Genomic DNA, 25,793 nt, shown 5'->3' on the forward strand with positions numbered 1-25,793 from the left:
TCGTTTTTCCTGTCGAGGTGTTTCGATGTCGATGTTGTCCAAGAACCTCGAAAAGTCCCTGCATCGCGCCTTCGGACTAGCCGGTGAGCGTCGCCATGAATACGCGACGCTGGAGCACCTGCTGCTGGCGATGACGGAGGACGAGGATGCCGTCCCCGTCCTCAAGGCCTGTGGTGTCGATATCGATCGGCTGCGCCACGACCTCGAGACCTTCGTCGATAATCGCCTCAAGGGCATCATCACGCAGAGCCCGAGCGAGCCGCTGCCGACCGCGGGATTCCAGCGCGTCGTCCAGCGGGCCGCCGTGCATGTCCAGTCGTCGGGCCGCAACGAGGTGACCGGCGCCAACGTGCTGGTGGCGCTCTTCTCGGAGCGCGACAGCCATGCCGTGTCGTTCCTCGAGAACCAGGGCATGACGCGTCTCGATGCGGTCGACTACATCAGTCACGGCAAGGCCAAGGTGCCGGGCCGCACCCGCACCCGCCGCGTCACCGGCTCCGAGGAGGAGGCGGGCGGCGAAGCTTCGGCCAAGCAGGGCAACGAGGCGCTGGCCGCCTATTGCGTCGACCTCAACCAGAAGGCTCGCGAGGGCCGCGTCGATCCGCTGATCGGCCGCGATCATGAGGTCGAGCGCACCATCCAGGTCCTGTGCCGCCGGACCAAGAACAACCCGCTCTATGTCGGCGAGCCGGGCGTCGGCAAGACGGCGATCGCCGAGGGCCTTGCCCGCAAGATCGTCGACGGCGAGGTGCCGGAAGTCCTGCGGGAATCGATCATCTACTCGCTCGACATGGGCGCCCTGCTGGCCGGCACGCGGTACCGCGGCGACTTCGAGGAGCGCCTCAAGGCCGTCCTGACCGAGCTCAAGAAGAAGCCGAACTCGGTCCTCTTCATCGACGAGATCCACACGATCATCGGCGCCGGCGCGACGTCGGGCGGCTCGATGGACGCCTCGAACCTGCTGAAGCCTTCGCTGCAGTCGGGCGAGCTGCGCTGCATCGGCTCGACGACCTACAAGGAGTATCGCAACTACTTCGAGAAGGACCGCGCGCTGGTCCGCCGCTTCCAGAAGATCGATGTGCCGGAGCCTTCGATCGGCGATGCCGTGGAGATCATGCGCGGCCTCAAGCCGGTCTACGAGAAGCATCATCACGTGAGCTTCACCGACGATGCCATCAAGGCGGCGGTCGAGCTGTCGGCGCGCTACATCCACGACCGCAAGCTGCCGGACAAGGCGATCGACGTGATCGACGAGGTCGGCGCGGCCCAGATGCTGCGGTCGCCCGACCAGCGCAAGACCACGATCGAGGTGGCCGACATCGAGGACATCGTGGCGAAGATCGCCCGCATCCCGCCGAAGTCGGTCTCCAAGGACGACACCGAGCTGCTGCGCACCATCGACCGCGACCTCAAGACCGTCGTGTTCGGCCAGGATCACGCCATCGACCAGCTCGCCGCGTCGATCAAGCTCGCCCGCGCGGGCCTGCGCTCGCCGGAGAAGCCGATCGGCAGCTACCTGCTGGCCGGCCCGACCGGCGTCGGCAAGACCGAGGTGACGCGCCAGCTGGCGCGCCTGCTCGGCCTCGAGGTCATCCGCTTCGACATGTCGGAGTACATGGAGCGGCACAGCGTCTCGCGCCTGATCGGCGCCCCGCCGGGCTATGTCGGCTTCGATCAGGGCGGCCTGCTCACCGACAAGGTGAACCAGCATCCGCATTGCGTCGTGCTGTTCGACGAGATCGAGAAGGCGCATCCGGACGTGTTTAACGTCCTGCTGCAGGTGATGGATTACGGCAAGCTCACCGACCATAACGGCCGGACGGTGGATTTCCGCAACGTCATCCTCTGCATGACCACCAATGCCGGCGCCGCCGACATCGCCAAGCCCGCACTGGGGTTCGGCCGCGAGCAGCGGCACGACGAGGACAATGACGCGATCAACCGCATGTTCGCGCCGGAATTCCGCAACCGCCTCGACGCGATCATCAAGTTTGCCAGCCTGGGTCCTGAATCGATGGGTCGGGTGGTCGACAAGTTCGTGGCCGAGCTCGAGGTCCAGCTCGCCGACCGCAAGGTCTTCATCGAGCTGACCGACGGTGCACGCCGCTGGCTGGCGGAGAAGGGTTACGACAGGCTGTTCGGCGCCCGGCCGCTCGCCCGCGTGATCCAGGAATACGTGAAGAAGCCGCTGGCCGAGGAGGTGCTGTTCGGCAAGCTCTCCGACGGCGGCACGGTCCGGGTCGACACGGATGGGACAGGCGAGGCGGCCAAGCTGGTCTTCACCTTCCTGCCGCCCGAGCGCGGCGCGCTGCCGCCGGCCAACCAGGAACCGGTGCTCGCCAGCTAGTGAGTGCCTTCAAGCCACTCTGGATCGCTTTTCGCGCCGCGGTGCTCGCCACCGCGGTGTTCTGGGTGGTCCTGTTCATCATCGAGAAGACCGGCTGGCAGGCACCGCTCGGGCTGACCGAGCAGCTCGCGTTCTTCGTGGTCTTCTTCTTCGGGGTGCTGATGGCCAAGTAGGCTGTCAGCCCTCGTTTTCCTTCCGAAACGGCGAATACTGCATCAACCCTTCGATCTCCTGCTGCACGGCGGGCCGTTCGCGCTTGAGATAGTCGTCGACGGCGCGGCGGAAGTTCGGATCGGAGATCCAGTGCGCGGAGTAGGTCGGCACGGGCAGATAGCCGCGCTGGATCTTGTGGTCGCCCTGCGCCCCGGCCTCGACCCGCGCCAGCCCATGGGCGATCGCATAGTCGATGGCCTGGTAGTAGCAGGCCTCGAAATGCAAGAAGGCGTGGCTTTCGAGGCAGCCCCAGTAGCGCCCGTACAGCGTGTCGTCGCCCTTGAGGTTGAGCGCGCCGCCGACGGGACGTCCGTCGGCCATCGCCATCACCAGCACCACCTTGTCGGCCATGGTGGCGCCCAGGATGTCGAAGAAGGAACGCGTCAGGTAGGGCGTGCCCCACTTGCGGCCGCCGGTGTCCATGTAGAAGGCGAAGAAGGCGTCCCAGTGCTCGGGCCGGATGTCGTCGCCGCTCAGCGTCTCGATGACGATGCCTTCGCGCTTCACCGATTCGCGCTCCTTGCGGATCGCCTTGCGCTTGCGTGACGCGAGTGCACCCAGGAAGTCGTCGAAGGTGCGATAACCCTCGTTGCTCCAGTGATATTGCTGCCCCAGCCGCAGCAGCCAGCCGCGTGCACCGAAGCGCTTCCAGTCGTCCTCGGTGCAGAAAGTGGCGTGGACCGAGCTGATATTGTTGTCGTCGGCGATCTTGGACAGCATGTCGATCAGCGCATCGCGCACGGCGTCGGCGAGCGGTCCGGGACGGGCGAAGAGGCGCGGGCCGGGCACCGGCGTGAAGGGCACGGCGACCTGGAGCTTGGGATAGTAGCGGCCGCCGGCGCGTTCCAGGGCCTGCGCCCAGCCGTGGTCGAACACATATTCGCCCTGCGAATGGCTCTTCATGTAGACCGGCGCCGCGCCCTGGAGCGTGCCGTCGTCGGACTCCGCCAGCAGGTATTGCGGCTGCCAGCCGGTACGCCGTCCGACCGACTTCGAGTCCTCCAGCGCCTTCAGGAAGCGGTAGCTGAGAAAGGGGCTGCCCGCCGCTCCCGGGGCGAGAGCGCAGGCATCCCATTGGGCGGCGTCGACTGCAGCGAGCGAGTCGACGATGCGCAGACCGACTGTCGGGGCATCATCCGGCATGACCCCAGCATAGCGCGAATCGTGCCAGCACAATGGCTATTCGGTACGGCCGTTTCTACTCGGCAGGCTTGTGATCGCGGGCCATCTCGTCGGGCGAGCGGCTGAAGCGGCGGGTCGCCCACAGGCTGATCCGGTCGATGTAGATCAGCATCACGGGCACGACGACCAGGGTGAGGAGCGTCGAGCTGATCAGGCCGCCGATCACGGCATGGGCCATCGGCGCGCGCTGGGTGGCGCCTTCGCCGAGGCCCAGTGCCAGCGGCAGCATGCCAAACACCATGGCAAGGGTGGTCATCAGGATGGGGCGCAGGCGGATCGAGCCGGCTTCGAGCAGCGCCTCGTTGACCGGCGTCCCGCGCTCGCGCGCCTGATTGAAGAAGTCGACCAGCAGGATGGCGTTCTTGGTGACCAGGCCCATCAGCATGATGAAGCCGATGGCCGAGAAGATGTTGAGCGTCGTGCCGGCGATCAGCAGGCCGAGGAACACGCCGATCAGCGACATCGGCAGCGACATCATGATGGCGATGGGCTGAAGGAAGCTGCCGAACTGCGAGGCCAGGATCAGGTAGATCAGGATGACCGCCATCAGCAGCGCCTGTCCGGCATAGGCGGCGCTCTCGGCCATGTCCTTGGTCGAGCCGCCGAACACGAAGCGGTAGCCGGACGGCAGCTTGATCTCGGTCAGGACCTGCTGCAGGTCGCTCGAAACCTCGCCGGCCGAGCGGCCGAACACGTTGGCGGTGATCTGGACCTCGCGGTTGAGGTCGCGGCGGTTGATCTGCGAGGCGCCGACATCGGTCACGACATCGGCGATCTGGGCGATATGGACCATGCGCGGCAGGCCGTTGGCCTCGGTGCCGGCGGTGAACCAGACCCGATGCAGATCGGCGATGCCTGTGCGGTCGTCGGTCGGCAGGCGGACCATGACCATGTAGTTCTCGCCGTCGGGCGCGCGCCACAGGCTGGTCTCGTCGCCGGCGAAGAGGGGGCGCAGCGACTGGGCGACGGCGGCAGTCCCCAGGCCAAGGTCGGAGGCGGCGTCGCGGCGCAGGCGGACCGACAGGATCGGCTTGGCGGCCTTGAGGTTGCGGTCGAGATCGACCAGGCCGCGGATGCCGGCGGCGCGCTTCATCACGTCCTGCGACAGCGCGTCGAGCGTATTGGTGTCCGGCCCCTGAAGCGAGAGCTGGAGCTGCTTCTGGACGCCGCCGCCCGGCCCGCCGGGAATGTTGATGGAGACCAGGATGCCCGGGATGCTGGCCAGCCGCTCGCGGATCGGCTGGGCGAGCTGGTCGGGCGAGCGCTTGCGGTCCTTCAGCGGCTTCAGCTTGAGATAGAGGCTCGCCTGGTTCTTGCCGTTGGCATAGCCGGTGTTGACCGTACCGTAGGTGTAGTCGATCTCGGGGAATTCGCGCAGCGCGGCATCGACCTGGCGCAACTTGGACTCGGTGTATTCGAGCGAGGAGCCGACCGGCGTCTCGATGCTGACGACCTGCTCGCCGAGATCGGCCTGCGGCACGAACTCGAAGCCGATGTATTTCGGGAGCGCGAAGCTGCCGACGAAGGTCGCCAGCGCGATCAGAAGCGTGATCTTGGGCCAGCGCAGCGCCCAGCCCAGCACGACGCGATAGACGCCGTTGGCCCGTTCCTGCGCGCCGTTGACGATGCGGGCGAAACGGCCGGTGCCGTGGGCCTGAGGGTCGTACCAGACCGACGACAGCATCGGGTCGAGGGTGAAGGACACGAACAGCGAGATCAGCACCGCGGCCGAGACCATGACGCCGAACTGGAAGAAGAAGCGGCCGATGATGCCGCCCATGAAGGCGACGGGCAGGAACACCGCCACGATGCAGAAGGTGGTGGCGAGCACGGCCAGGCCGATCTCGTTGGTGCCGTCGATGGCGGCCTGGCGGTGCGTCTTGCCGAAGCCGATATGGCGCATGATGTTCTCGCGCACCACGATGGCATCGTCGATCAGGATGCCGATGGCGAGGCTGAGCGCCATCAGGGTGAGCACGTTGAGCGTGAAGCCGAAGGCGGCCATCACCATGAAGGCGCCGAACACCGAGATCGGCAGCGCGAGGCCGGTGATGACGGTGCTGCGCCAGGAGTGCAGGAACAGGAAGACGATGGCGATGGTCAGGAGACCGCCCTCGACCATGGTCTGCTGGACGTTGTCGACCGAGTTCTGGATGCCGCGCGAGCTGTCGCGCACGATCTCGAGCTTCACGTCTGGGGGCAGGGAGGACTGCAGCTCGGCGACAGCGCGGCGGACGCCACGGGCCACCTCGATCGTATTGGAACCCTGCGTCTTCACCACGTCGATGGCCAGGGCCCGCTCGCCGTTCATCGTGGCCACGTTCTCCAGCTCCTGCTGGCCGTCGACCACGGTGGCGACCTGCCGCAGATAGACCGGGGCCTGGCCGCGGCGGGCCACGATCAGATCGGCGAAGTCGCCCGGTTCGACGACACGGCCGGTCACCTCGATGACGCGGTCGTCGTTGCCACGCTGGACGTTACCGGCGGGAAAGTTCTGATTCTCGTCCTTGATCGCCCGCATGATGTCGTTCACGCCGACGCGAAGGGCGTGCATGCGGCCGGGATCGAGCTCGATGTTGATCTGGCGCTTCAGGCCGCCGGCGATGGTGGCGCGGCCGACGTCGCGCACGGTCTGCAGGCGCTTGATGATGATCTGGTCGGCCAGGGTCGTGAGGTCGCGCACCGAGCGGACGTCGGAGCGGACGGCGATCGACACGATCGGCTGGTCGTCGGGATTGAACCGCTGGATCAGCGGCTCCTTGATCTCCGGCCGGAAGGCCGCTCGGACCATCTGCACCTTCTCGCGCACGTCCTGCATGGCGACGGCCGAGGGCACCGACAGCTCGAATTCGGCGATGACGATCGACTTGCCCTCGAGCGAGCGCGACGTCAGCGTCTTCAGGCCGGCAATGGCGTTGACCGATTCCTCGATCTTGCGGCTGATCTCGCTCTCGACCGTCTCCGGCGACGCGCCGGGATAGTCGGTGCTGACCACGACGATCGGAAAATCGACGTTAGGGAACTGGTCGATGCCGAGCTGCCGATACGAGAACAGGCCCAATACCAGCAACGCCACCATCATCATGGTGGCGAAGACGGGATTGTCGACCGCGATCTGGGTGAGCTTCATGGTTATGGCGTGGCGGGGGGCGGCCTAGCGCGTCTCGGCGATCTTGACCCGCCGGCCGGCCTGCAGGCCGGGCAGGGGAGCCGAGACCACGGTCATACCCGACTCCAGGCCCTTCACCTCGACAAGCTCGCCGCGCGACCAGGTGCGGATGGCGCCGACCGGCTTGCGCACCAGCGTGTCGTTCTCGACGACCAGCACATAGTCGCCCTGGTCGTCCTTGCGCATCGCCGAGGCCGGTACGGCGAGCGCGTGACCCTTCTCCTGCACGGTGACGCTGCCGGTGCCGAACAGGCCGCCGCGCAGCGCCTCATGGCGGTCCGTGATCTCGACATAGACCGGGATCGAACGGGATCCCGCCTGTGTCGTCGGGCTGATGCGGGTGATCCTGCCGTCGAACACGCGGTCGCCGAAGCCTTCGAGCGTGACATTGGCGGTCTGGCCGACCTTCATGCGGATCACGTCGGCGGCCGGCATCTGCGCCGCGATCTCGACATGGCTGGTGTCGAGCAGGGCCAGGATCCTGCCGTCGATGGGCAGCGACTCGCCCTGGTTGGCGATGCGCTCGCCGACCACGCCGTCGAACGGCGCCTTCACCTCGGCATCGGCCAGGTTCTTGCGGGCGACGTCGAGCTGGGCTTCGGCGACGGACACCATGGAGGCGCGGTTCTCGGCCGTCGCACGCGCCTGGTCGGCCGCCGACTGCGAGACGATGTTGCGGGTGGCGAGCGTCTCCTTGTCGGCGCGATCGCGGGCGGTCCAGCGCGCATCGGCGCGGGCGGCTTCGAGGGCCGACTGGCGCTCGTTCATTTTCGCCTGCAGCTCGGTCGTCTCGAAGCGCGCCAGCACCTGGCCTTCGGTCACGTGGTCGCCTTCGCGGACCAGGACTTCGGCCAGGCGACCGGCAACGCGGCCCTTCACGATGGTCTGGTCGATCGGCTGGGTGGTGCCGGTGAAGCGCACGACATCGACCAGGCCGCGCGGCTTGATCGTGTGCACCTCGGCGGCGATCAGCTCCAGCGCGCGTTCGGCAGGTTTCGCGGCGACGGTTCCGTTGCTTGCCGGCGCTGTGCCCTTGCCGCTCTTCCAGGCGAAGGCGCCGCCACCGGCCAGCAGCATCACTGCGCCGACGATTACGAGGACGATGTTGCGTTTCATGGCCGGAGCCCTTTGAGGACGAAGTCGAGATAGGCGGCGTAATACTGGTCGCTGTCGATGTTCGAGGGATCGAACGGCGCCAGGGAGCGCTTCCAGACGGAGAACATGGCGAGCGGCTGCACGACGATGATGGCCGCGGCTTCGAGGTCGGGAAGGGGACGGAACTCGCCGCTCTCGACGCCGCGACGGAGTGTGCGGGCAAACAGGTCCCGGCCGCGCACGTCGAAGTGGGTGCAGTAGAAGCGTGCGACCTCGGGGAAGTTGCCGGCCTCGGCCAGGATGAGTTTCACGACGCCGCCGGCCGGGCTCTCCTCGAAGGCACGGAAGCCGGCGACCAGGACGCGCAGCAGCTCTTCGCTCGTGCCCTCGAAACGGTCGATGACCTCGGTCGCCTCGGCGAGCGGCCCGGCAACGGCTTCGCTGATGACCGCCTTGAAGAGCTCTTCCTTGTTCTTGAAGTAAAGATAGGGGAGGCCCTTGCTGACCGAGGCCGCCTTGGCGACATCCTCGAGCTTGGTCGCGGCAAAGCCGCGGGTCACGAAAAGGTCGAGAGCGGCGCGCGCAATCTCGGAGGCACGATCCTCCGGACGCCGGACGCGGGTCGGGACGATGGAAGAGATATTGACTGACTGGTCAGTACCCATGTTCCGCCATGTAGTGCGAAAGCAGGGTATATGCAAGGCAGAAAGAAAAAAGTCCGGCAGACCGAGGTCGCCGGACGCTTTGGCTAGTTTCGCCTTTCCGCCTCCGAGAAGGAGCGCCGGATCGGCTTCAGGCTCGTCTTCTAGTTTAGGTGGCTTCCGGTGGGGCCCTACGAGAGGGCACCCACGCGGAAGCCGAAAGGCGTTGTTAGAGGGGTCAAAGTCGCCTTTGACCTCCGCCCTTTCCTAGTTACTGCTTCTTCTTCTTAACAGCCTTCTTCTTCGCAACTTTCTTCTTAGCAGCCATAACTGTCTCCTATGGTTAGCTATGAGGTCCCCAACCGCGAGGCCCCCGGGGTACGCCGGTACGCTACGCCACGCATGCTCAACTGCAGCCGGTGGTCCCGCCGCAGGTCGTGCACTTGAGGCACGTCCCGTTGCGGACCATGGTGAAGTTGCCGCATTCCGGACACGCATCCCCTTCGAATCCCTTGAGCTTTGCCTCGAGGGCTGACCCCAGGGATGGGAAAGATGCTTCTCCGAGCGCGACGCTGACGACGGCCGCCTTGGCGATGTGCGCCGAAGCGACGGCTGGTCCGTCGGTCAGTCCGTTGGGCAGGGCGGCGCCTGCAATCGCCTCGTCGGCGATCGCGGCATTGCCGGCAGTCCTGCCGTTCAATACGTAAAGGTTGCTACGCACATAGCCGACGCTGGCGATGCGGCTCACCGCAGCGGCTGCCGCTTCGGCGGCATTCGTGCCGGGCGAGGGCAGCTCGCCCTGGATCTCGCCGCGACCGACACCGTCGGGGCGGAGGTCCGCCTGCTCGACATGGCTGAGGTCGTTGCGTCCGAGATAGGAGATCGCAAGCTCGCGGAAGATGTAGTCGAGCACCGAGGTCGACATCTTGATCGCGTCGTTGCCCTCGACCAGGCCGGACGGCTCGAACCGCGTGAAGGTGTAGGCCTCGACGAACTCCTCGAGCGGCACGCCGTACTGGAGGCCGATCGAGATCGCGATGGCGAAGTTGTTCATCAGGCTGCGGAACGCCGCGCCTTCCTTGTGCATGTCGACGAAGATCTCGCCGACGCGCCCGTCCTCGTATTCGCCGGTCCGGAGATAGACCTTGTGGCCGCCGACGATGGCCTTCTGCGTATAGCCCTTGCGGCGCTGCGGCAGCCGCTCGCGACCGGCGCGAACCTCGCGCTCGACGATGCGCTCCACGATCCGCTCGGCGATGACCGGCGCGCGCGCGGCCGGCGACAGGTCGGCAAGATCGTCGTTGGCGGCAACATCGTCGCCCAAGGCCATCGCAGACAGCGGCTGCGAGAGCTTGGATCCGTCACGATAGAGGGCGTTTGCTTTCAATCCGAGCTTCCACGACATCTCATAAGCCTTGCGGCAATCCTCGACCGTCGCCGCGTTCGGCATGTTGATGGTCTTGGAGATGGCACCCGATACGAAGGGTTGTGCTGCAGCCATCATGCGTATGTGACTCTCTGCAGACAAGAAGCGTGTGCCATCTCGTCCACAGGGATTCGCACAATCGAACACAGAAAGATGTTCGCGCTCGAGATCGCGTGCGCCTTCGACGCTCATCGTCCCGCACGCGTGGATGTTCGCGGCGGCGATGTCGCCGCGTGAGAAGCCGAGGCGCGAGAGGATGTCGAGCCTGGGATCGGCGAGCGTCTCGTCGTCGAGACCGAGCGTCTCGTGGCAGAAGGCGTCGCCCAGCGCGTAGCGCGAGAAGGCGAAGCGGATATCGAAGGCCGTGACGATCGCCCGGTCGATCCGTTCAAGGGTGGCCGCATCGAAGCCGCGCGCGGCGAGGCTCTCGTGGTTGATGGCGGGTGCCGAGGCGAGCGAACCATGGCCCACGGCATGGCCGACGATGCGGCCGATCGCGGCCTCGTCGTAGCCCAGGGTGCGCAGCGCCAGCGGGACGGTCTGGTTGATGATCTTGAAGTAGCCGCCGCCGGCCAGCTTCTTGAACTTCACCAGCGAGAAATCGGGTTCGATGCCGGTGGTATCGCAATCCATCACCAGCCCGATCGTGCCGGTGGGTGCGATGACGGAGACCTGGGCGTTGCGGAAACCGTGCCGTTCGCCGAGGTCCAGCGCACGGTCCCAGACCTTGCGGGCCGCAGCCACGAGCCGGTTGTCCATGCAATTGGCCGCATCGAGAGCCTGAGGCGCGATCGACAGGTCCTCATAAGCCTCGTTCGCGCCGTGGGCGGCCCGGCGATGGTTGCGGATGACCCGCAGCATGGGCTCGCGATTGGCGTCGAAGCCGGGGAAGGCGCCCATCAGGCCCGCCATCTCCGCCGAGGCGGCGTAGGCGGTGCCGGTCATGATCGCGGTCACGGCGCCGGCGATGGCGCGGCCCCTGGCGCTGTCGTAGCCCAGGCCCGAGGCCATCAGCAGGGCGCCGAGATTGGCGTAGCCCAGGCCCAAGGTGCGGTAGCGGTAGGAAAGCTCGGCGATCCGGCGCGACGGGTACTGCGCCATCATCACGGAGATCTCGAGGACGACGGTCCACAGCCGGCTGGCATGCTCCAGCGCCCCGACATCGATCGAGCCGTCGTCGCGCCGGAACCGCATCAGGTTCAACGAGGCGAGATTGCACGCCGTGTCGTCGAGGAACATGTATTCCGAGCACGGGTTCGAGGCGTTGATGCGCCCCGACTCCGGGCAGGTGTGCCAGTCGTTGATCGTGGTATCGAACTGGACGCCCGGATCGGCAGAGTGCCAGGCGGCTTCGGCGACCTGGTCCCACAGGAGGCGGGCGCCGATCGTCCTTGTGACCTTGCCGGTGGTGCGTGCGGTCAGCGCCCATTGCCGGTCTTCCTCGACCGCACGCAGGAACGCATCGGTGACTCGCACCGAGTTGTTGGCGTTCTGTCCCGACACCGAGGCATAGGCTTCCGACTCCCAATCGGTGTCGAAGGCTGGGAAGTCGATGTGGCGATAACCCTGGCGGGCGAACTGGATGACCCGCTGGATGTAGTTCTCAGGCAGCTCGGCCTGGCGGGCCGCAACGATCTCGCGCCGCAGCTTGGGATTCTGCCGCGGATCGAAGGCCGCTTCGCCGTCGCCGCCCTCGACGCAGGCCTGCATGACGGCGTTGAGGTGACGGTTGGCCAGCCGGGAGCCGGCGACCAGGGCGGCCACCTTCTGCTCCTCGAGCATCTTCCAGGAGATGAAGTCCTCGATATCGGGATGGTCGATGTCGACCGTCACCATCTTGGCCGCGCGACGCGTCGTGCCGCCCGACTTGATGGCGCCGGCCGCGCGATCGCCGATCTTGAGGAACGACATCAGGCCGGAGGACTCGCCGCCGCCGGAGAGCTTCTCGCCTTCGCCGCGGACGCGCGAGAAGTTTGAGCCGGTGCCGGAGCCGTACTTGAAGAGGCGCGCCTCGCGGATCCACAGATCCATGATGCCGCCTTCGTTCACCAGATCGTCGGCGACACTCTGTATGAAGCAGGCGTGCGGCTGCGGCCGCTCATAGGCGGAGGCCGACGGATAGGCTTTGCCATCGAGATGGTCGACGAACCAATGGCCCTGGCCCGGACCGTCGATACCGTAGGCCCAGTGCAAGCCGGTGTTGAACCATTGCGGCGAGTTCGGCGCGCAGATCTGGTTGGCGAGCATGTAGCACTGCTCGTCGTAGAAGGAGCGGGCGTCTTCCTCGCTGTCGAAGTATCCGCCCTTCCAGCCCCAGTAGGTCCAGGCGCCGGCCATGCGGTGGAACACCTGACGGGCGCTGGTCTCGCTGCCGAAGCGATCGGCCTCCGGCATCATGCCGAGAGCGGCTTCGTCTGGGATCGAACGCCACAACCATTCCGGCATGTCGGCTTCGGCGACGCGGATCATGCGTGCAGGCACACCGGCGCGACGGAAATACTTTTGTGCGAGAACGTCGGAGGCGACTTGCGACCACTCGGCCGGCACGTCGATATTCTTCAACTGGAAGACGATCGAACCGTCCGGGTTGCGAATTTCGGAGTCGGCAACGCGAAAAGCCATTCCTGCGAATGGCGATTCTCCTGGTTGCGTATACCGACGCTCGAAGCGCATCGACGATCCCCCGTGCCCGTTCCCGTCTATTGGTTCCCTGTCGCGGGGGGTGTTCGATCCAAAATCGAACACGCACATATGGGCACGAGATGATAGTAAATTACAAAATCTTGTGTGCGCAACTATATTTTGTAGACCACGCTGTTGATGGTACTAGATGATGCAAGAACGCAACAGTCGATGGAATCGCTCTATTCGCACGTCGTCGAACGACACGAATCGCGTGTCGTTCGCGTCGCGTTGCACGCGTTGAAGCGCCCGCGTACAAGCGCGCATCACCTACAAAGTGGTTGGTTCATGATCATCGGTACCTGGCTCTTCACGAAGATGCGCGGCGAACTCGTCGGCACGGATGCGGAAGGCAACCGCTACTTCCAGGACAAGCGCGTCGTCGCCGGCATGCGGCGCAAGCGCTGGGTCATGTACAACGGCGTTGCCGAGGCATCGCGCGTTCCGCCCGAATGGCATGGCTGGCTGCATCACACGCTCGCCGAACCGCCGCCGGCCGGCGGTCCGCCGCGCAAGCCGTGGCAGAAGGAACATCTGCCCAACCTCACCGGCACCGATTACGCCTACCGGCCGCCGGGTCATGCGCTGTCGGAGGGCGAGAAGCCCAAGCCGGCCTATGAGGCGTGGCGTCCAGGCTGACGCTGCGTTTAGCGGGGGAAACGAGCGTGGGCCGTAATATTGTCGAGACGATCGTGGGTGCGCTGGTGCTGGTGGTGGCCTGCGCCTTCGTCGTCTATGCCTTTTCGAAATCCGATCGTACCGGACCTGACGGTTACGAACTCGTCGCCAAATTCGGACGCATCGATGGGCTGAAGCGCGGGGCGGACGTAACGTTGAGCGGCGTGAAGGTCGGCAGCGTCACGGGATTCAGCCTCGATACTAAGACCTATCAGGCAGTGGTGCGCCTCGCGGTTTCGTCGAACGTAAACCTGCCGGCGGACACCCACGCCAAGATCGTGAGCGAATCGCTGCTGGGCGGCATGGTGGTCGTGCTCGAACCGGGCAACGACAAGCAGATGCTGAAGAGCGGCGGCGAGATCGAGCATACGCAGGATTCGATCCCGCTCACCGAGTTGATCGCGAAGTTCATGTTCGGCAGCACAGGAAGCGGCAGCACGGAAAACAAGTGATGGGCACTCAATCCCCGAAAGAGCCGCCGGTCTGGCGGCAACCGGACGGCAAGCCGGTGTCGTGCCTCGAAAAGATCAAAGTCCTGAATCAGAACATCCAGGAAATCGAAACCCTCTGCGCCGATGCGCTGGAGGATGGAGTTCTGATGGGATGCGACGCCACGCAGATCAAACAGGCGCTTCACGAACTGATCGACGGGTTGACGCCGCCCCGCGCCAAGGGGTGAGCATGCGCGGGCTGATCGTGTTCGCGGTCCTGGCGGCCGGCATTGGCGCCGCGTCGGCGCAGACGCCATTGCCACCACCACAGCAACCGCAACAGCCTCAGCAACGTCCGGGCAACGCCAACCTGCGGCCGGTGCCGGACGGGCCGGGCACACGGTCGGCGGAGCTTCAGGGCCTCGACAAGGTGACCGCCCGCACGCAGCGCTTCTACGCGCCGGTCGGAAAATCGACGCGCTTCGGCACGCTCGAGATCACGGTCGGCGATTGCCTGGTGAACGTGCCCGAGGCGCCGCCCGAATCGGTGGCCTACCTCACCATCGTCGACCACAAGCCGGGACAGGCGGAAGAAAAGCTGTTCGCCGGCTGGATGTTCGCCTCGACGCCGTCGCTGTCGGCGCTCGACCACGGCGTCTACGATCTGCGCGTGCTCTCCTGCACGATGGCGCAGGGATCCTCGCCGCCCAGCTCACGCTGAAAGGTTGCCGGGCGGTCGATCGCCTCGGCCAGCAACACCTTGAACTCGTCGCGCGGGATCTCGACCGCGCCGAAGCTGCGCAGATGCTCGGTCATGAACTGGCAGTCTAGCAGGGCGAAGCCGCCCTTGATCAGCCGCGCCACCAGATGCACCAGCGCCACCTTCGAGGCATCGCGCTCGCGGCTGAACATGCTCTCGCCGAAGAAGGCGGCACCGACCGAAACGCCGTACAGGCCGCCCACCAGCCGGCCGTCCACTCGGCATTCGACGCTGTGTGCGAAGCCGCGCGCATGGAGTTCCGTATAGAGTTCGACGATCGGCTCGTTGATCCAGCTCTCGGGATGGCCGGGGCGCGGCTCGGCGCAGGCCCGCACCGTCTCGGCGAAGGCGGTGTCGGCGCTCACCTCGAAATGGCCGCTGCGGACCGTGCGCGCCAGGCGGTGCGACAGGTGGAAACCGTCGAGCGGCAGCACCGCGCGCAGGCGGGGATCGAGCCAGTAGAGTTTGGGGTCGTCGCGGCTCTCTCCCATGGGAAAGACGCCGATGCGATAGGCCTGGAGCAGGAGGTCGGGGGTGATCTCCAGCATCGCGGCGCTACTTCTTCAGGCCGACCAGCTTCTCCAGCCAGTGGATGTCGTAGTCGCCGTCGATGAAGGCCTGCTCGCCGATGATGCGGCGGTGCAGCGGGATCGTGGTGTCGATGCCGCCGACCACGAACTCCTCCAGCGAGCGGCGCAGGCGCATCAGGCACTCGTTGCGGCTGGAGCCGTTGACGATCAGCTTGGCGACCATCGAATCGTAGTAGGGCGGGATCGAGTAGCCGGCATAGAGGCCGGAATCGACGCGCACGCCCAGTCCGCCGGGCGAATGGTAGTCGGTGACGAGGCCGGGGCAGGGCACGAAGGTCTCGGGATTCTCGGCGTTGATCCGGCACTCGATGGCATGGCCCTGGATCACGATGTCCTTTTGCGTGAGGCCGAGCGGCGCGCCGGAGGCGATACGGATCTGCTCGCGCACCAGGTCGATGCCGGTCACCGCCTCGGTGATCGGATGCTCGACCTGCAGTCGGGTGTTCATTTCGATGAAGTAGAATTCGCCGTCCTGGAACAGGAACTCCATCGTGCCGGCGCCGCGATACTTGAGCTTGCGCACGGCATCGGCCGCCAGTTCGCCGATCCGGTTGCGCTGCTCGGCATTGAGCGCGGGCGAGGGCGCTTCTTCCAGAACCTTCTGATGCCGGCGCTGCAGCGAGCAGTCGCGCTCGCCGAGATGGATGCCAGCGCCCAGCCCGTCGCCCAGCACCTGGATCTCGATGTGGCGTGGCCGCGGCAGGTACTTCTCAAGATAGACCGAGTCGTTGTTGAAGGCGGCCTTGGCTTCGGCGCGTGCCAGCGAGAAGGCCTCGGCGGCGGCGTCGGCATCCTGGACGACCTTCATGCCGCGACCGCCGCCCCCGGCGACGGCCTTGATCAGCACGGGCCAGCCGATCCTGGTGCCCAATTCGATGACTTCCTCGATCGACTCGACGGGGCCCGGCGAGCCCGGCACCAGCGGCAGGCCAAGCTCCTTGGCGGTCTGCTTGGCCACGATCTTGTCGCCCATCATGGAGATGTGCTGCGGCGTCGGACCGATGAAGGTGAAACCGTGAGCCTCGACCGCTTCGGCGAAGCGGGCATTCTCCGACAGGAAGCCGTAGCCGGGATGGATCGCATCGGCGCCGGCGATGGTCGCGGCCGACAGGATCGCGGGAATGTTGAGGTAGCTCTCGCGGGCCGGTGGCGGGCCGATGCACACCGATTCGTCGGCCAGGCGCACATGCATCGCGTCGCTGTCGGCGGTCGAATGGACCGCGACCGTCTGGATGCCCATCTCGCGGCAGGCGCGGTGGATGCGGAGCGCGATCTCGCCGCGGTTGGCGATGAGGACCTTGTCGAACATCGGCACCGAGGCCCCTTACTCGACGATCATCAGCGGTTCACCGAACTCCACCGGCCGGGCGTTCTCGATCAGGATCTGCATGACCGTGCCGGCCTTGGGCGCCTTGATCGGATTGAAGGTCTTCATCGCCTCGATGATCAGCAGGGTCTGGCCGGCCGTGACCTTGTCGCCGACGGAGACGAAGTTCGGCTTGCCGGGCTCGGGCGCCAGATAGGCGGTGCCGACCATCGGCGACTTCACGACGCCAGGATGCTTGGAGAGGTCGCTGGCCGCCGCGGGCGCAGCGCCGGCCACGGGCGCTGCAGCGGTCGCGGGCGCCGCGGCCATCATGACCGGTGCGGCCTGCGCAACGGGGGCGGTCGGGCGGGCGACGCGGATGCGCCGCTCGCCGTCGGCCAGCTCGATCTCGCCGAGTTTGGTTTCCTCGAGGATGGCCGCCAGCTTGCGGACGAACTCGGTATCCAGCTCGAACTTTGCCATGGAGAAACGCTCCCGATGTTGCTCAGCGTGCCAGCAGGCGCGCCAGCGCCTGGAGGGCAAGGAGATAGCCTTGAGTGCCGAGACCCGCGATCACGCCGACCGCGGCCGGGCTGATGTACGAATGATGGCGGAAGCTTTCACGCTTGTAGATGTTGGAAAGATGGACTTCGATGGCCGGCAGCTCGGCGGCGTTGAGCGCGTCGAGCAGGGCGACCGACGTATGGGTGTAGGCGCCGGCATTGATGACGATGCCGGAATTGCCCTCGCGCGCGGCCTGGATGCGATCGACCAGCACGCCCTCGTGATTGCTCTGGGCGAACTCGACCGCGAGGCCCAGGCGCACGGCCTCGGCACGGCACGCCGCCTCGACGTCCGCCAGCGTCTCGCGGCCGTAAATCTCCGGCTGACGCTTGCCCAGCATGTTGAGGTTGGGCCCGTTGAGCACCAGCACCGGCTTGGCCGGTGGGCGCTGGGCGGCCTTAGCCAATCCTGCCTCCCAGAATCACAAGAGGCGGGCGTTATAGCATGGGGAGTCGGGGCCACAAGGCGGCCTCAGGGCCGGTTTCTCAACAGCTTGGCGTGGGCGAACAGCCGGTCACACAAGCCGTTGAGGGTCTGGCGCTCCTCAGGGGATAAGGCGTCGTAGAGCCCGGCCTCGTATTCGAGGGCGATCGGGACGATTTTCGCATGCATCGCGCGGCCTTTCGCGCTGAGCCGGAGCAGGGCCCGTCGCCGGTCGTCGAGATCGGCCGTACGCTCGACCAGACCCCGTTTCGTCAGGCTCGCGACCGCCCGGCTGACGGCCACCTTGTCCATGACGATCCGCTGTCCCACATCGGAGGCGGTGAGGGGGGCGAACCGCCCGAGGGCCGCCATCACCCGCCACTGGGGGACGCTGAGATCGAACGGCCCGGCATAAAGATCGTGCAATGATTCGCTTACAAGCTGGGCCAGGACGGACAGCCGGTAGGGGAGAAATTTCTCCAGTTCGAGGGCTTGCGAATCGGTCGGCATAATAGTTACATTTGAAACCAATTCAGCCGGGAGGTCAAACATGGCAAGTGTCAGCGAAGCCAAGATCCTGGAGATGGACGCCGTGAACCCGATGGGCACCGACGGGTTCGAGTTCGTCGAATACACCGCCCCCGATCCCGCGGCGCTCGGCGCCCTGTTCGAGAGCATGGGCTTCACCAAGGTGGCGAAGCATCGCTCCAAGGATGTCTCGCTCTATCGCCAGGGCGACGTGAACTTCATCGTCAACGGAGAGAAGGAGAGCTTTGCCCAGGGCTTCGCGCGTGTGCACGGGCCCAGCGTCTGCGCCATCGCGTTCCGCGTGAAGAACGCCGGCGCCGCCTACAAGCGGGCGCTGTCGCTGGGCGCCTGGGGCGTCGAGGGCAAGGTCGGGCCGATGGAACTCAACATCCCCGCCATCAAGGGCATCGGCGATTCGCTGCTCTATCTCGTAGACCGCTACGGCGAGCGCGGCTCGATCTACGACGTCGACTTCGAGTATCTGCCGGGCGTCGACCGCAATCCGAAGGGCGTCGGTCTCACCTATATCGACCACCTGACGCACAACGTGCATCGTGGCCGCATGGCCGAATGGGCCGACTTCTACGAGCGGCTCTTCAATTTCCGCGAGATCCGCTACTTCGACATCGAGGGCAAGCTCACCGGCCTCAAGTCCAAGGCGATGACCAGCCCGTGCGGCAAGATCCGTATCCCGATCAACGAAAGCTCCGACGACAAGAGCCAGATCCAGGAATATCTGTCCGCCTACCATGGCGAGGGCATCCAGCACATCGCGCTCGGCACCGGCGACATCTACGAGTCGGTCGAGTCGCTCAAGCTCAAGGGCGTGCCGTTCCAGGACGTGCCGGACACCTATTACGAACAGGTCGACGCGCGCCTGCCAGGCCACGGCGAGAACCTCCAGCGGATGAGCGCCGACCGCATCCTTATCGACGGCGCGCCGACCAAGGGCGGCGGGCTGCTGCTGCAGATCTTCACCCAGACCGTGATCGGACCGATCTTCTTCGAGATCATCCAGCGCCGCGGCAACGAGGGCTTCGGCGAGGGCAATTTCCGCGCGCTGTTCGAATCGATCGAACTCGACCAGATCCGCCGCGGTGTGTTGAAGGCTCAATAAACGAAACAAACGAAATAAACGAAACGGAGGGACCCCATGGCCAAAAACTGGATTCCGCTGCGCCAGGTCGAGGGTACCGCCTCGCGCCAGGCCCATGTGCGTCTGCCCGAGGGCACCTACGAGCGTGAAATCAGCAAAGAGGGCTTCTTCGGGCCCTCCGCGCAGTTCCATCACAAGCACAAGCCGACCGACTGGGTCGAATTCGACGGCCCGATCCGTCCGCGCGCCCTCGATCTCAACAAGCTGGTGACGGCGCAGGCCAATCCCTGGGAGGCCGAGCTTGTCATGGGCAACAACCACTTGCAGATGCGCATCTGGAAGCTCGACAAGCCCATGCCGCAGCTCGCCCGCAACAGCGACGGCGACCAGCTCCTGTTCATCCACGAGGGCAACGGAGCGCTGTTCTGCGACTACGGCCATCTCGACTATGCCGAGGGCGATTATCTCGTGATCCCGCGCGGCACGATGTGGCGCCTGGAACCGGCCAAGCCGACCGTATCGCTGATGATCGAGGCGACCAACGATCACTTCGTCCTGCCGGAGAAAGGGCTGGTCGGCCGTCACGCGATCTTCGATCCGGCGATGCTCGACACACCGCGCATCGACGAGGCCTTCCGCGCCCAGCAGGACGAGCGCACCTGGAAGGTCTCGGTGAAGCGGCGCAACACGCTCTCGACGGTGACCTTCCCGTTCAATCCGCTGGATGCGATCGGCTGGCATGGCGACCTCAGCGTCGTGCGCATCAACTGGCGTGACCTGCGGCCGCTGATGAGCCATCGCGCCCATCTGCCGCCCTCGGCGCACACGACCTGGGCCACCAGCCGCTTCGTCGTCTGCACCTTCGTGCCGCGGCCGCTGGAGAGCGACCCGGAGGCGCTGCGCCTGCCGTTCTTCCACAACAACGACGACTTCGAGGAAGTGATTTTCTATCACAAGGGAAGCTTCTTCAGCCGCGACAACATCCATCCCGGCATGATGACGGTGCATCCCACCGGCTTCACGCACGGGCCGCATCCCAAGGCGTTCAAGGCGGCGACCACCAAGGTTGGCAGTGGCGGCAAGACCGAGACCGACGAGGTCGCGGTCATGATCGACACGCGCGATGCGGTCGATGTCGCGGCCATGCCGGCCGGTGTCGAGTTCGAAGGATATGTGAAGTCCTGGCGGCCGCCGGACGTGAAGCAGGCAGCGGAGTAGGGAAGCGCACAATGAAGCTGGGATCGCTCAAGGAAGGCGGCCGCGACGGCACGCTGATCGTCGTGAACCGCGACCTGACGCGCGGCGTGCGGGCCACCACCGTGGCGCCGACGATGCAGAAGGCGTTCGACGACTGGGCCACCAATTCACCAAAATTGTGGGCGCTCGCCGAGGCGCTTGAGGACGACAAGGCGGTCGGCTCGTTCGAACTCGACACGACGGCGCTGGCGGCGCCCTTGCCGCGCGCCTACCAATGGGCCGACGGCTCGGCCTACGTCGTTCATGTCGAACTGGTGCGCAAGGCGCGCGGCGTCGAGATGCCGCCGTCCTTCTGGACCGATCCGCTGATGTACCAGGGCGGCTCGGACTCCTTCATCGGTCCCAACGACGAGATCGAGATGGCCGACGAGGCCTGGGGTATCGATTTCGAGGGCGAGATCGGCGTGATGGTCGACGACGTGCCGATGGGCATCTCGGCCGAAGCGGCGAGAAAGCACATCAAGCTGGTGACGATCCTGAACGACGTGTCGCTGCGCAACGTCATCGTGACCGAACTCGGCAAAGGCTTCGGCTTCTTCCACGGCAAGCCCGCCACGGCCTTTGCGCCGGTGGCCGTGACGCCCGACGAGCTGGGTGACGACTGGAACGGCGCCCGGCTCGACCGGCCGCTGATCTCGACCCTCAACGGCAAGGAGTTCGGCCATCCGAACGCCGCCACCGATCTCACCTTCGATTTCGGCCAGCTGATTGCGCATGCCGCGCGCACGCGGCATCTCGAGGCGGGCACCATCGTCGGCTCCGGCACGGTCGCGAACCGCGATGCGGCCGTCGGCTGCTCCTGCATCGCCGAGCGTCGCGTGCGCGAGACGATCGAGGGCGGCAAGCCGGTGACGCCGTTCATGAGCTTCGGCGATCACATCCGCATCGAGATGTTCGATCGGGCGGGCAAGTCGATCTTCGGGGCCATCGACCAGAAAGTCGTGCGCTACACGCCGCCCGCATAAGCCGTGCTACAGTGGCCGCGGAGGCGGTCATGAAGCTCATCGGCTATTTTCGGTCCTCGGCGGCGTTCCGCGTGCGCATCGCGCTCAACCTCAAGGGCATCGCGGTCGAGCATGCGTCGCGGCATTTGCGCAAGGGCGAGCAGTCCTCGGCCGACTATGCCGCGATCAACCCGCAGAAGCTGGTGCCTTCGCTGATCCTCGACGATGGCGCGGTGCTGACGCAGTCGCTGGCGATCATGGAGTATCTCGAGGAGACGCATCCCGAGCCGCCGCTGCTGCCCGGGGATCCGGTCGGCCGGGCGCACGTGCGGGCCCTGTCGCTGATCGTGAGCGCCGACATCCATCCCATCCAGAACCTGCGCGTGATGGCCTACCTGCGCCAGAAGTTCGACCAGACCGAGGAGAGCGCCTTCACCTGGTCGCGCCACTGGATCGAGACCGGCTTCGACGCCTACGAGGCGACACTGAAACAGGGTGGCGGCGGTACGTTCAGTCACGGCGACCGGCCGACCATGGCCGACATGTGCCTGGTCCCGCAGGTCTTCAACGCCACGCGCTTCAAGGTCGACATGAAGCGTTACCCGGCCATCCAGCGAATCTACGATACCTGCATGAAGCACCCAGCCTTCGATGCGGCCCAACCCTCGAAGCAGCCGGACGCCGAACCGTGAGGAAATCCGTCATCGCTCTCGGCGCCGTCATTGCCCTGGTCGGCATCGGCGCCGCTTCAATCCCCTTTGCCGAGAGCTTTGCCGCCTCGCGCCTCAAGGCCGGCCTCGCGCAGAACGGCGTGCAGGTCGAAACGGTGAAGGTGGGTCTGCTCGACCGCAGCATCGCGCTGCGCAACGTGGCGGGCGGCCCGAACGGCGAGCTGAAAGTCGACGAATGGGAAGCCTCGGGCCTGGCCTGGCCGCTGGACGAGATGCTGAAGGGACGCTTGCCCTTCAATGGCCTCAACTGGGGCGATCCGCTGCATGTGGCGCGGCTGCATATCCGCAATTTCCGGCTGGCCGAGCCCGACGCCGGCAACTCCTGGACGATCGGCGAACTGACCGGCACCAATATCGACTTGCCGCGCTACGACTCGACCTACGAGGGACCGTTCCGCAACGAGGTGATGATGGCCCGCCTGCTGGGCGCGCTTTCGGTCGATCGCCTGGAGCAGAGCGATTTCACCTACGTCTCGCTCGAGCAGATGACGCAGAGCGTCTCGCGCCTCTCCCTCACGGGCTATGTGCGCGGCCTGATCGACGCACTGGAGATCAAGGATCTCCAGGTGAAGCCGGCCGGCGCACGCATGGCCGGCGTCACGATTGCCGACATCGCGGCGCGCGGCATCGACCTGCGCCGGCCGATCGGGCTGGCGTCGTCCATCGACTGGGAGCCGGGGATGCCGATCGGCCGGGTTCCCGTGGCCGAGGGCCGGATGTCCGGTTTCGGCGGCGATCTCATGACGCGCTACGGCCTGTCGATGGGCAGCGTCTCGACCGAGACCAAGCGCGAAAGCGCTGATCTCAGCCGGTCACGCGTGCGCGTCGAGGATTTCGTGCTGGCGCCGTCGCTGCGCAGCGTCGAGGCGATCGGCATGCGCATGGTCCTGCAGTCCATGAACCTCAAGGAGGTGCGGCTGAGCCTCGACTGCAGCACCGTCGAGGATCGCGCCCGCCACGCGCTGAAGGTCGAGGACTGCAAGCTGAGCGGTCCCGATCTGGTCGAGGTCTCTTTCGCCTCCCAGATCGTCGATACCGACGACGAGTTCTGGCGCTCGGTCGACGAGGGCGACATGTTCGGTCTGCTGGGGACTAAAGCCGCGCTGAAATCGGCCAAGCTGGTGGTTGCCGACAAGAGCCTCCTGCAGCGCAGCCTGCAGGCCAAGGCGCGGCTGAGCGGCCAGCCGGCGGCGGCCGAGCGCGCGGCGCTGGCGGCCGAGATCCGGCGCTATCAGCCGCCCGGCGTGCTGATCACGCAGGACATGTCGAAGCTGCTCGATGCGGTCGCCCGCTTCGTCGAGCAGGGCGGCACGCTCACCGTCGACGCCGCGCCGCAACCGGCACTGGGCCTGGAAAAGCTCGACTATCTCCTGAAGCCGGGCGCCGACCTCGTGAACGCCCTCGGCCTCACCGCGACGGTGTCGAAGTAAAGAAGCGCTGTTCGCGCGATAAACCCTTTGTCATCCCGAGCGCAGCGAGGGACCTTTGCGCGGTTGCAGTAAAGGTCCCTCGCTGCGCTCGGGATGACAAGAAAGGCAGATGCCGCGTTAGCTCTTCCGCGCGTCGGCGATCAGGGCTTTCAGCGACTCGGCGTCGACCGCGCCCGGCACGAACTGCTTGCCGATCACGAAGGCCGGCGTGCCGCGGACGCCCAGCGCGCCGGCGAGGGCCAGGTTGCGGTCGATGATCTGCTTCAGCTTGGGATCTTCCATGTCCTTCTCGAGCTGGGCGACATCGATGCCGACCGAGGCCGCCGTCTGCAGGATCTTCTCGCGGTCGAGCTTGCCGTTGAACTCCATCAGCGCGTTGTGCAGCGCCTGGTGCTTGCCCTGCTTCATCGAGGCGAGGGCGGCGAGGGCCGCGATCTTCGAGGGCTCGCCGAGGATCGGCAGGTCCTTGTAGACGATCTTCACCTTGCCGTCGGTGCCGGTGACCGACTTCACCGCCTGGTAGGCGCGCTTGCAGTAGGGGCACTGGTAGTCGTTGAACTCGACAATGGTGACGTCGCCCGCCGGGTTGCCGCCGGTCGGGCTGTCGGCATCGCGGAACAGCTCGGCCTCGTTCTGGCTGATCGCCTTCACGGCCACGGCATCGCGCTGCGTATCCTGCTTGCGCTCGAGCTCCTGCATCGCGTCGACCAGGACTTCCGGATTGGCCATCAGGTAGGCCCGGATGCTCTTGCCGAGATCGGCCGGAACGGCGGCGGCGTTGGTGGCCTGGGCGCTGGACGAAGAGGGGGCCGTCGTGCCGGGGCGCAGGCCGGTGCGGGTCGCGGCGACGGCGCCGACGATGATCAGGCCGCCCATGAGAGCCAAGAGAAGGGAACGCATATTTATGTTCTCCAGAGCCGGCTATTTGCGGGGCCGGGTGTTGATATAGGCCTTGAGATCCTGCGCACGCTGCCACGCCGGAGTCCCGGCGGTGAGCTGACGCGCCGCCGCCTCGGCATGGGCCTGGGCTTCGGCGCGCTGGCCGCGGATCGCCGCCATCTCGGCCCGGGCGAGGGATGTCATACCCTGATCGCCGAGGCTGGAGTAGCCCGCCGCCATCAGGCGCCACAGCTCGAAGCTTCCCGACTCCTGCTGCACGGCCATGTCGAGGTTGCGCATCGCCTCGCGGGTGTTGTCGGGGCTGCTGACGTCGAGCAGGGCGCGCGCGAGGTCGATCTTCAGGATCGCCGCCGCCGGCGCGAGCTGCACGGCACGGCGGTACGAGGGGATGGACTCGGCGGCGCGGCCGTTCTCGTAGAGCATCTGCGCGCGCACTTCGTGGAAGTACGGATCGTTGGGATATTCCTTCAGCAATCCGTCGATCGTCAGAAGCGCCGAGCCCAGCGCACCCTTGCGATAGAGCGCGATGGCGCGGGCATAGCGCGCCGGCAGCGACCGGTCGGCCTCGCCGTAGCGCTGCAGGGCCGCATCGGGCGCGACGAAGCCATAGAGCTTCGCCACCATGCGCTGGTGCAGTATCAGGAATTGCGGCGTGTCGGGCGTGTTGGCGTAGGGCGAGTTCGCCGCGGCCTGCTCGAACGCCGAAATGCGCTCCGGCGTGAGCGGATGGGTGGTGAGATAGGGATCGCGGCGGTTGATCGCGAGCTTCTCCTCACGCTGCAGGTAGCGCAGGAATTCGACCGTGCCCTTGGGCGACTGTCCCGTGCGCTGCAGATAGCTGATCGCCGCCTGGTCGGCCGCGCTTTCCTGCGTCTGGGTGTATTTCAGGAACGACATCAGCGATCCCGGTGCCATCGGCCGGCCGGTGCCGCCGCCATGGCCGCCACCGGTGCCGGCGCCCGCGCCACCCACCATTCCGCCGGCCATGGCGCCGCCGGCCAGGATGGTCTCCAGGATCTGCAGGGTGGAGAGACTGCGCAGTTCCTCCTGCATGCGGGCCAGATGGCCGCCGGCGATATGGCCGCTTTCATGGGCCATGACGCCGATCAGCTGGTTCGGCCGTTCAGTCCGCATGATCAGGCCGGTGTTGATGAAGATGCGCTGGCCGCCTGCGACGAAGGCGTTGAGAGAACCATCCTGTACGAGCATGATCTCGACACCATTGGGGTCGAGACCTGCGGCCCTCCAGATCGGGATCGTGAAGGTGCGGATCGTGCTCTCGATCTCGGCGTCGCGAATGAGATTGAGGCGTTGACCTTGCTGGGCCGTCGCGGCACGAAACGGTGCCAGCGCCAGGAGCGCCAGACTTAAGAGGGTGATGATGCGTTTGAACAAGGTCG

At 66.0% G+C, this 25,793-nt stretch carries 23 protein-coding genes; 11 read left to right on the forward strand and 12 right to left on the reverse strand.

Annotated features, from left to right (window positions below):
* Positions 1 to 25: 25 nt before the first annotated feature.
* Together clpA and AC1ROX_RS17315 are read left to right on the forward strand one after the other, a co-directional pair.
* Positions 26 to 2,347, forward strand: coding sequence for an ATP-dependent Clp protease ATP-binding subunit ClpA (clpA, locus tag AC1ROX_RS17310; RefSeq protein ID WP_493127314.1), 2,322 nt, complete (start codon positions 26 to 28; stop codon positions 2,345 to 2,347).
* Positions 2,347 to 2,520, forward strand: a complete 174-nt coding sequence (locus tag AC1ROX_RS17315; RefSeq protein ID WP_493127315.1) for a hypothetical protein — start codon at positions 2,347 to 2,349, stop codon at positions 2,518 to 2,520. Before clpA ends, AC1ROX_RS17315 begins: the two co-directional genes overlap by 1 nt.
* 4 nt (positions 2,521 to 2,524) lie before the next feature.
* On the opposite strand, the gene AC1ROX_RS17320 is transcribed toward AC1ROX_RS17315, so the two are convergent.
* From AC1ROX_RS17320 to AC1ROX_RS17340, 5 genes are all read right to left on the reverse strand, one after another.
* Positions 2,525 to 3,703 (reverse strand): GNAT family N-acetyltransferase, encoded by a 1,179-nt coding sequence (locus AC1ROX_RS17320; protein ID WP_493127317.1) that lies wholly within the window; start codon positions 3,701 to 3,703, stop codon positions 2,525 to 2,527.
* 55 nt (positions 3,704 to 3,758) lie between these two features.
* Positions 3,759 to 6,872, reverse strand: a complete 3,114-nt coding sequence (locus tag AC1ROX_RS17325; protein ID WP_493127319.1) for an efflux RND transporter permease subunit — start codon at positions 6,870 to 6,872, stop codon at positions 3,759 to 3,761.
* A 24-nt stretch (positions 6,873 to 6,896) separates the two neighbouring features.
* A complete protein-coding gene (locus tag AC1ROX_RS17330; RefSeq protein ID WP_493127321.1) occupies positions 6,897 to 8,027 on the reverse strand; it encodes an efflux RND transporter periplasmic adaptor subunit in 1,131 nt (376 codons plus the stop codon).
* Entirely contained in the window at positions 8,024 to 8,671 is a 648-nt protein-coding gene (locus tag AC1ROX_RS17335) for a TetR/AcrR family transcriptional regulator (protein ID WP_493127323.1), read from the reverse strand. Before AC1ROX_RS17335 ends, AC1ROX_RS17330 begins: the two co-directional genes overlap by 4 nt.
* A gap of 382 nt (positions 8,672 to 9,053) precedes the next feature.
* Complete coding sequence (locus AC1ROX_RS17340) at positions 9,054 to 12,746, reverse strand: vitamin B12-dependent ribonucleotide reductase (RefSeq protein ID WP_493127325.1); 3,693 nt, start codon at positions 12,744 to 12,746, stop codon at positions 9,054 to 9,056.
* A gap of 297 nt (positions 12,747 to 13,043) precedes the next feature.
* On the opposite strand from AC1ROX_RS17340, the gene AC1ROX_RS17345 reads away from it, so the two are divergent.
* From AC1ROX_RS17345 to AC1ROX_RS17360, 4 genes are read left to right on the forward strand one after another with little or no spacing between them, the layout of a single operon-like run.
* The gene (locus tag AC1ROX_RS17345) at positions 13,044 to 13,394 is read left to right on the forward strand and encodes an NADH:ubiquinone oxidoreductase subunit NDUFA12 (RefSeq protein WP_493127329.1); all 351 of its coding nucleotides are present in this window, start codon (positions 13,044 to 13,046) and stop codon (positions 13,392 to 13,394) included.
* 26 nt (positions 13,395 to 13,420) lie between these two features.
* Entirely contained in the window at positions 13,421 to 13,885 is a 465-nt protein-coding gene (gene mlaD, locus AC1ROX_RS17350) for an outer membrane lipid asymmetry maintenance protein MlaD (protein WP_493127331.1), read from the forward strand.
* On the forward strand, positions 13,885 to 14,112 hold the full coding sequence (locus tag AC1ROX_RS17355; RefSeq protein WP_493127334.1) for a hypothetical protein: 228 nt from the start codon (positions 13,885 to 13,887) through the stop codon (positions 14,110 to 14,112). The genes mlaD and AC1ROX_RS17355 overlap by 1 nt, the downstream gene beginning before the upstream one ends.
* A gap of 2 nt (positions 14,113 to 14,114) precedes the next feature.
* On the forward strand, positions 14,115 to 14,585 hold the full coding sequence (locus AC1ROX_RS17360; RefSeq protein WP_493127337.1) for a DUF2155 domain-containing protein: 471 nt from the start codon (positions 14,115 to 14,117) through the stop codon (positions 14,583 to 14,585).
* Here AC1ROX_RS17360 and aat read toward each other — a convergent pair.
* From aat to AC1ROX_RS17385, 5 genes are all read right to left on the reverse strand, one after another.
* A complete protein-coding gene (gene aat, locus AC1ROX_RS17365) occupies positions 14,522 to 15,172 on the reverse strand; it encodes a leucyl/phenylalanyl-tRNA--protein transferase (protein ID WP_493127339.1) in 651 nt (216 codons plus the stop codon). The two genes, AC1ROX_RS17360 and aat, sit on opposite strands and share 64 nt — an antisense overlap.
* A gap of 7 nt (positions 15,173 to 15,179) precedes the next feature.
* Positions 15,180 to 16,523 (reverse strand): acetyl-CoA carboxylase biotin carboxylase subunit, encoded by a 1,344-nt coding sequence (gene accC / locus AC1ROX_RS17370; RefSeq protein WP_493127341.1) that lies wholly within the window; start codon positions 16,521 to 16,523, stop codon positions 15,180 to 15,182.
* Positions 16,524 to 16,538: 15 nt separating this feature from the next.
* A complete protein-coding gene (gene accB / locus AC1ROX_RS17375; RefSeq protein ID WP_493127343.1) occupies positions 16,539 to 17,003 on the reverse strand; it encodes an acetyl-CoA carboxylase biotin carboxyl carrier protein in 465 nt (154 codons plus the stop codon).
* 22 nt (positions 17,004 to 17,025) lie between these two features.
* Positions 17,026 to 17,490 (reverse strand): type II 3-dehydroquinate dehydratase, encoded by a 465-nt coding sequence (aroQ, locus tag AC1ROX_RS17380; protein ID WP_493127345.1) that lies wholly within the window; start codon positions 17,488 to 17,490, stop codon positions 17,026 to 17,028.
* A 65-nt stretch (positions 17,491 to 17,555) separates the two neighbouring features.
* Positions 17,556 to 18,017: a MarR family winged helix-turn-helix transcriptional regulator gene (locus tag AC1ROX_RS17385; RefSeq protein WP_493127347.1), complete on the reverse strand. Its 462-nt coding sequence runs from the start codon at positions 18,015 to 18,017 to the stop codon at positions 17,556 to 17,558.
* A gap of 40 nt (positions 18,018 to 18,057) precedes the next feature.
* Between AC1ROX_RS17385 and hppD the strand changes: the two genes are divergently transcribed.
* The 5 genes from hppD to AC1ROX_RS17410 are packed head-to-tail and all read left to right on the forward strand — an operon-like array spanning position 18,058 to position 23,493.
* Positions 18,058 to 19,152: a 4-hydroxyphenylpyruvate dioxygenase gene (hppD, locus tag AC1ROX_RS17390; RefSeq protein ID WP_493127349.1), complete on the forward strand. Its 1,095-nt coding sequence runs from the start codon at positions 18,058 to 18,060 to the stop codon at positions 19,150 to 19,152.
* Between the two features lie 36 nt (positions 19,153 to 19,188).
* Positions 19,189 to 20,349, forward strand: coding sequence for a homogentisate 1,2-dioxygenase (locus AC1ROX_RS17395; protein WP_493127351.1), 1,161 nt, complete (start codon positions 19,189 to 19,191; stop codon positions 20,347 to 20,349).
* A gap of 11 nt (positions 20,350 to 20,360) precedes the next feature.
* Entirely contained in the window at positions 20,361 to 21,353 is a 993-nt protein-coding gene (locus AC1ROX_RS17400) for a fumarylacetoacetate hydrolase family protein (protein WP_493127353.1), read from the forward strand.
* A gap of 29 nt (positions 21,354 to 21,382) precedes the next feature.
* A complete protein-coding gene (gene maiA, locus AC1ROX_RS17405; protein ID WP_493127354.1) occupies positions 21,383 to 22,024 on the forward strand; it encodes a maleylacetoacetate isomerase in 642 nt (213 codons plus the stop codon).
* On the forward strand, positions 22,021 to 23,493 hold the full coding sequence (locus AC1ROX_RS17410; RefSeq protein WP_493127356.1) for an aq_1923 C-terminal domain: 1,473 nt from the start codon (positions 22,021 to 22,023) through the stop codon (positions 23,491 to 23,493). Before maiA ends, AC1ROX_RS17410 begins: the two co-directional genes overlap by 4 nt.
* Before the next feature lie 117 nt (positions 23,494 to 23,610).
* On the opposite strand, the gene AC1ROX_RS17415 is transcribed toward AC1ROX_RS17410, so the two are convergent.
* Both AC1ROX_RS17415 and AC1ROX_RS17420 read right to left on the reverse strand, forming a co-directional pair.
* On the reverse strand, positions 23,611 to 24,393 hold the full coding sequence (locus AC1ROX_RS17415) for a DsbA family protein (protein ID WP_493127360.1): 783 nt from the start codon (positions 24,391 to 24,393) through the stop codon (positions 23,611 to 23,613).
* A 21-nt stretch (positions 24,394 to 24,414) separates the two neighbouring features.
* Positions 24,415 to 25,788 (reverse strand): M48 family metalloprotease, encoded by a 1,374-nt coding sequence (locus tag AC1ROX_RS17420; protein ID WP_493127363.1) that lies wholly within the window; start codon positions 25,786 to 25,788, stop codon positions 24,415 to 24,417.
* Positions 25,789 to 25,793: the final 5 nt, after the last annotated feature.

The sequence above is a fragment of the Reyranella sp. GW821-FHT14A01 genome (genome assembly GCF_058803965.1).

Bases quoted from the DNA above. Each gene is read 5' to 3' on its own strand.
- clpA (WP_493127314.1), top strand. From the start codon at position 26: ATGTCGATGTTGTCCAAGAACCTCGAAAAGTCCCTGCATCGCGCCTTC.
- AC1ROX_RS17320 (WP_493127317.1), bottom strand. From the start codon at position 3,703: ATGCCGGATGATGCCCCGACAGTCGGTCTGCGCATCGTCGACTCGCTC.
- AC1ROX_RS17325 (WP_493127319.1), bottom strand. From the start codon at position 6,872: ATGAAGCTCACCCAGATCGCGGTCGACAATCCCGTCTTCGCCACCATG.
- AC1ROX_RS17330 (WP_493127321.1), bottom strand. From the start codon at position 8,027: ATGAAACGCAACATCGTCCTCGTAATCGTCGGCGCAGTGATGCTGCTG.
- AC1ROX_RS17335 (WP_493127323.1), bottom strand. From the start codon at position 8,671: ATGGGTACTGACCAGTCAGTCAATATCTCTTCCATCGTCCCGACCCGC.
- AC1ROX_RS17340 (WP_493127325.1), bottom strand. From the start codon at position 12,746: ATGCGCTTCGAGCGTCGGTATACGCAACCAGGAGAATCGCCATTCGCA.
- AC1ROX_RS17345 (WP_493127329.1), top strand. From the start codon at position 13,044: ATGATCATCGGTACCTGGCTCTTCACGAAGATGCGCGGCGAACTCGTC.
- AC1ROX_RS17355 (WP_493127334.1), top strand. From the start codon at position 13,885: ATGGGCACTCAATCCCCGAAAGAGCCGCCGGTCTGGCGGCAACCGGAC.
- AC1ROX_RS17360 (WP_493127337.1), top strand. From the start codon at position 14,115: ATGCGCGGGCTGATCGTGTTCGCGGTCCTGGCGGCCGGCATTGGCGCC.
- aat (WP_493127339.1), bottom strand. From the start codon at position 15,172: ATGCTGGAGATCACCCCCGACCTCCTGCTCCAGGCCTATCGCATCGGC.
- accC (WP_493127341.1), bottom strand. From the start codon at position 16,523: ATGTTCGACAAGGTCCTCATCGCCAACCGCGGCGAGATCGCGCTCCGC.
- accB (WP_493127343.1), bottom strand. From the start codon at position 17,003: ATGGCAAAGTTCGAGCTGGATACCGAGTTCGTCCGCAAGCTGGCGGCC.
- AC1ROX_RS17385 (WP_493127347.1), bottom strand. From the start codon at position 18,017: ATGCCGACCGATTCGCAAGCCCTCGAACTGGAGAAATTTCTCCCCTAC.
- hppD (WP_493127349.1), top strand. From the start codon at position 18,058: ATGGCAAGTGTCAGCGAAGCCAAGATCCTGGAGATGGACGCCGTGAAC.
- AC1ROX_RS17395 (WP_493127351.1), top strand. From the start codon at position 19,189: ATGGCCAAAAACTGGATTCCGCTGCGCCAGGTCGAGGGTACCGCCTCG.
- AC1ROX_RS17400 (WP_493127353.1), top strand. From the start codon at position 20,361: ATGAAGCTGGGATCGCTCAAGGAAGGCGGCCGCGACGGCACGCTGATC.
- maiA (WP_493127354.1), top strand. From the start codon at position 21,383: ATGAAGCTCATCGGCTATTTTCGGTCCTCGGCGGCGTTCCGCGTGCGC.
- AC1ROX_RS17415 (WP_493127360.1), bottom strand. From the start codon at position 24,393: ATGCGTTCCCTTCTCTTGGCTCTCATGGGCGGCCTGATCATCGTCGGC.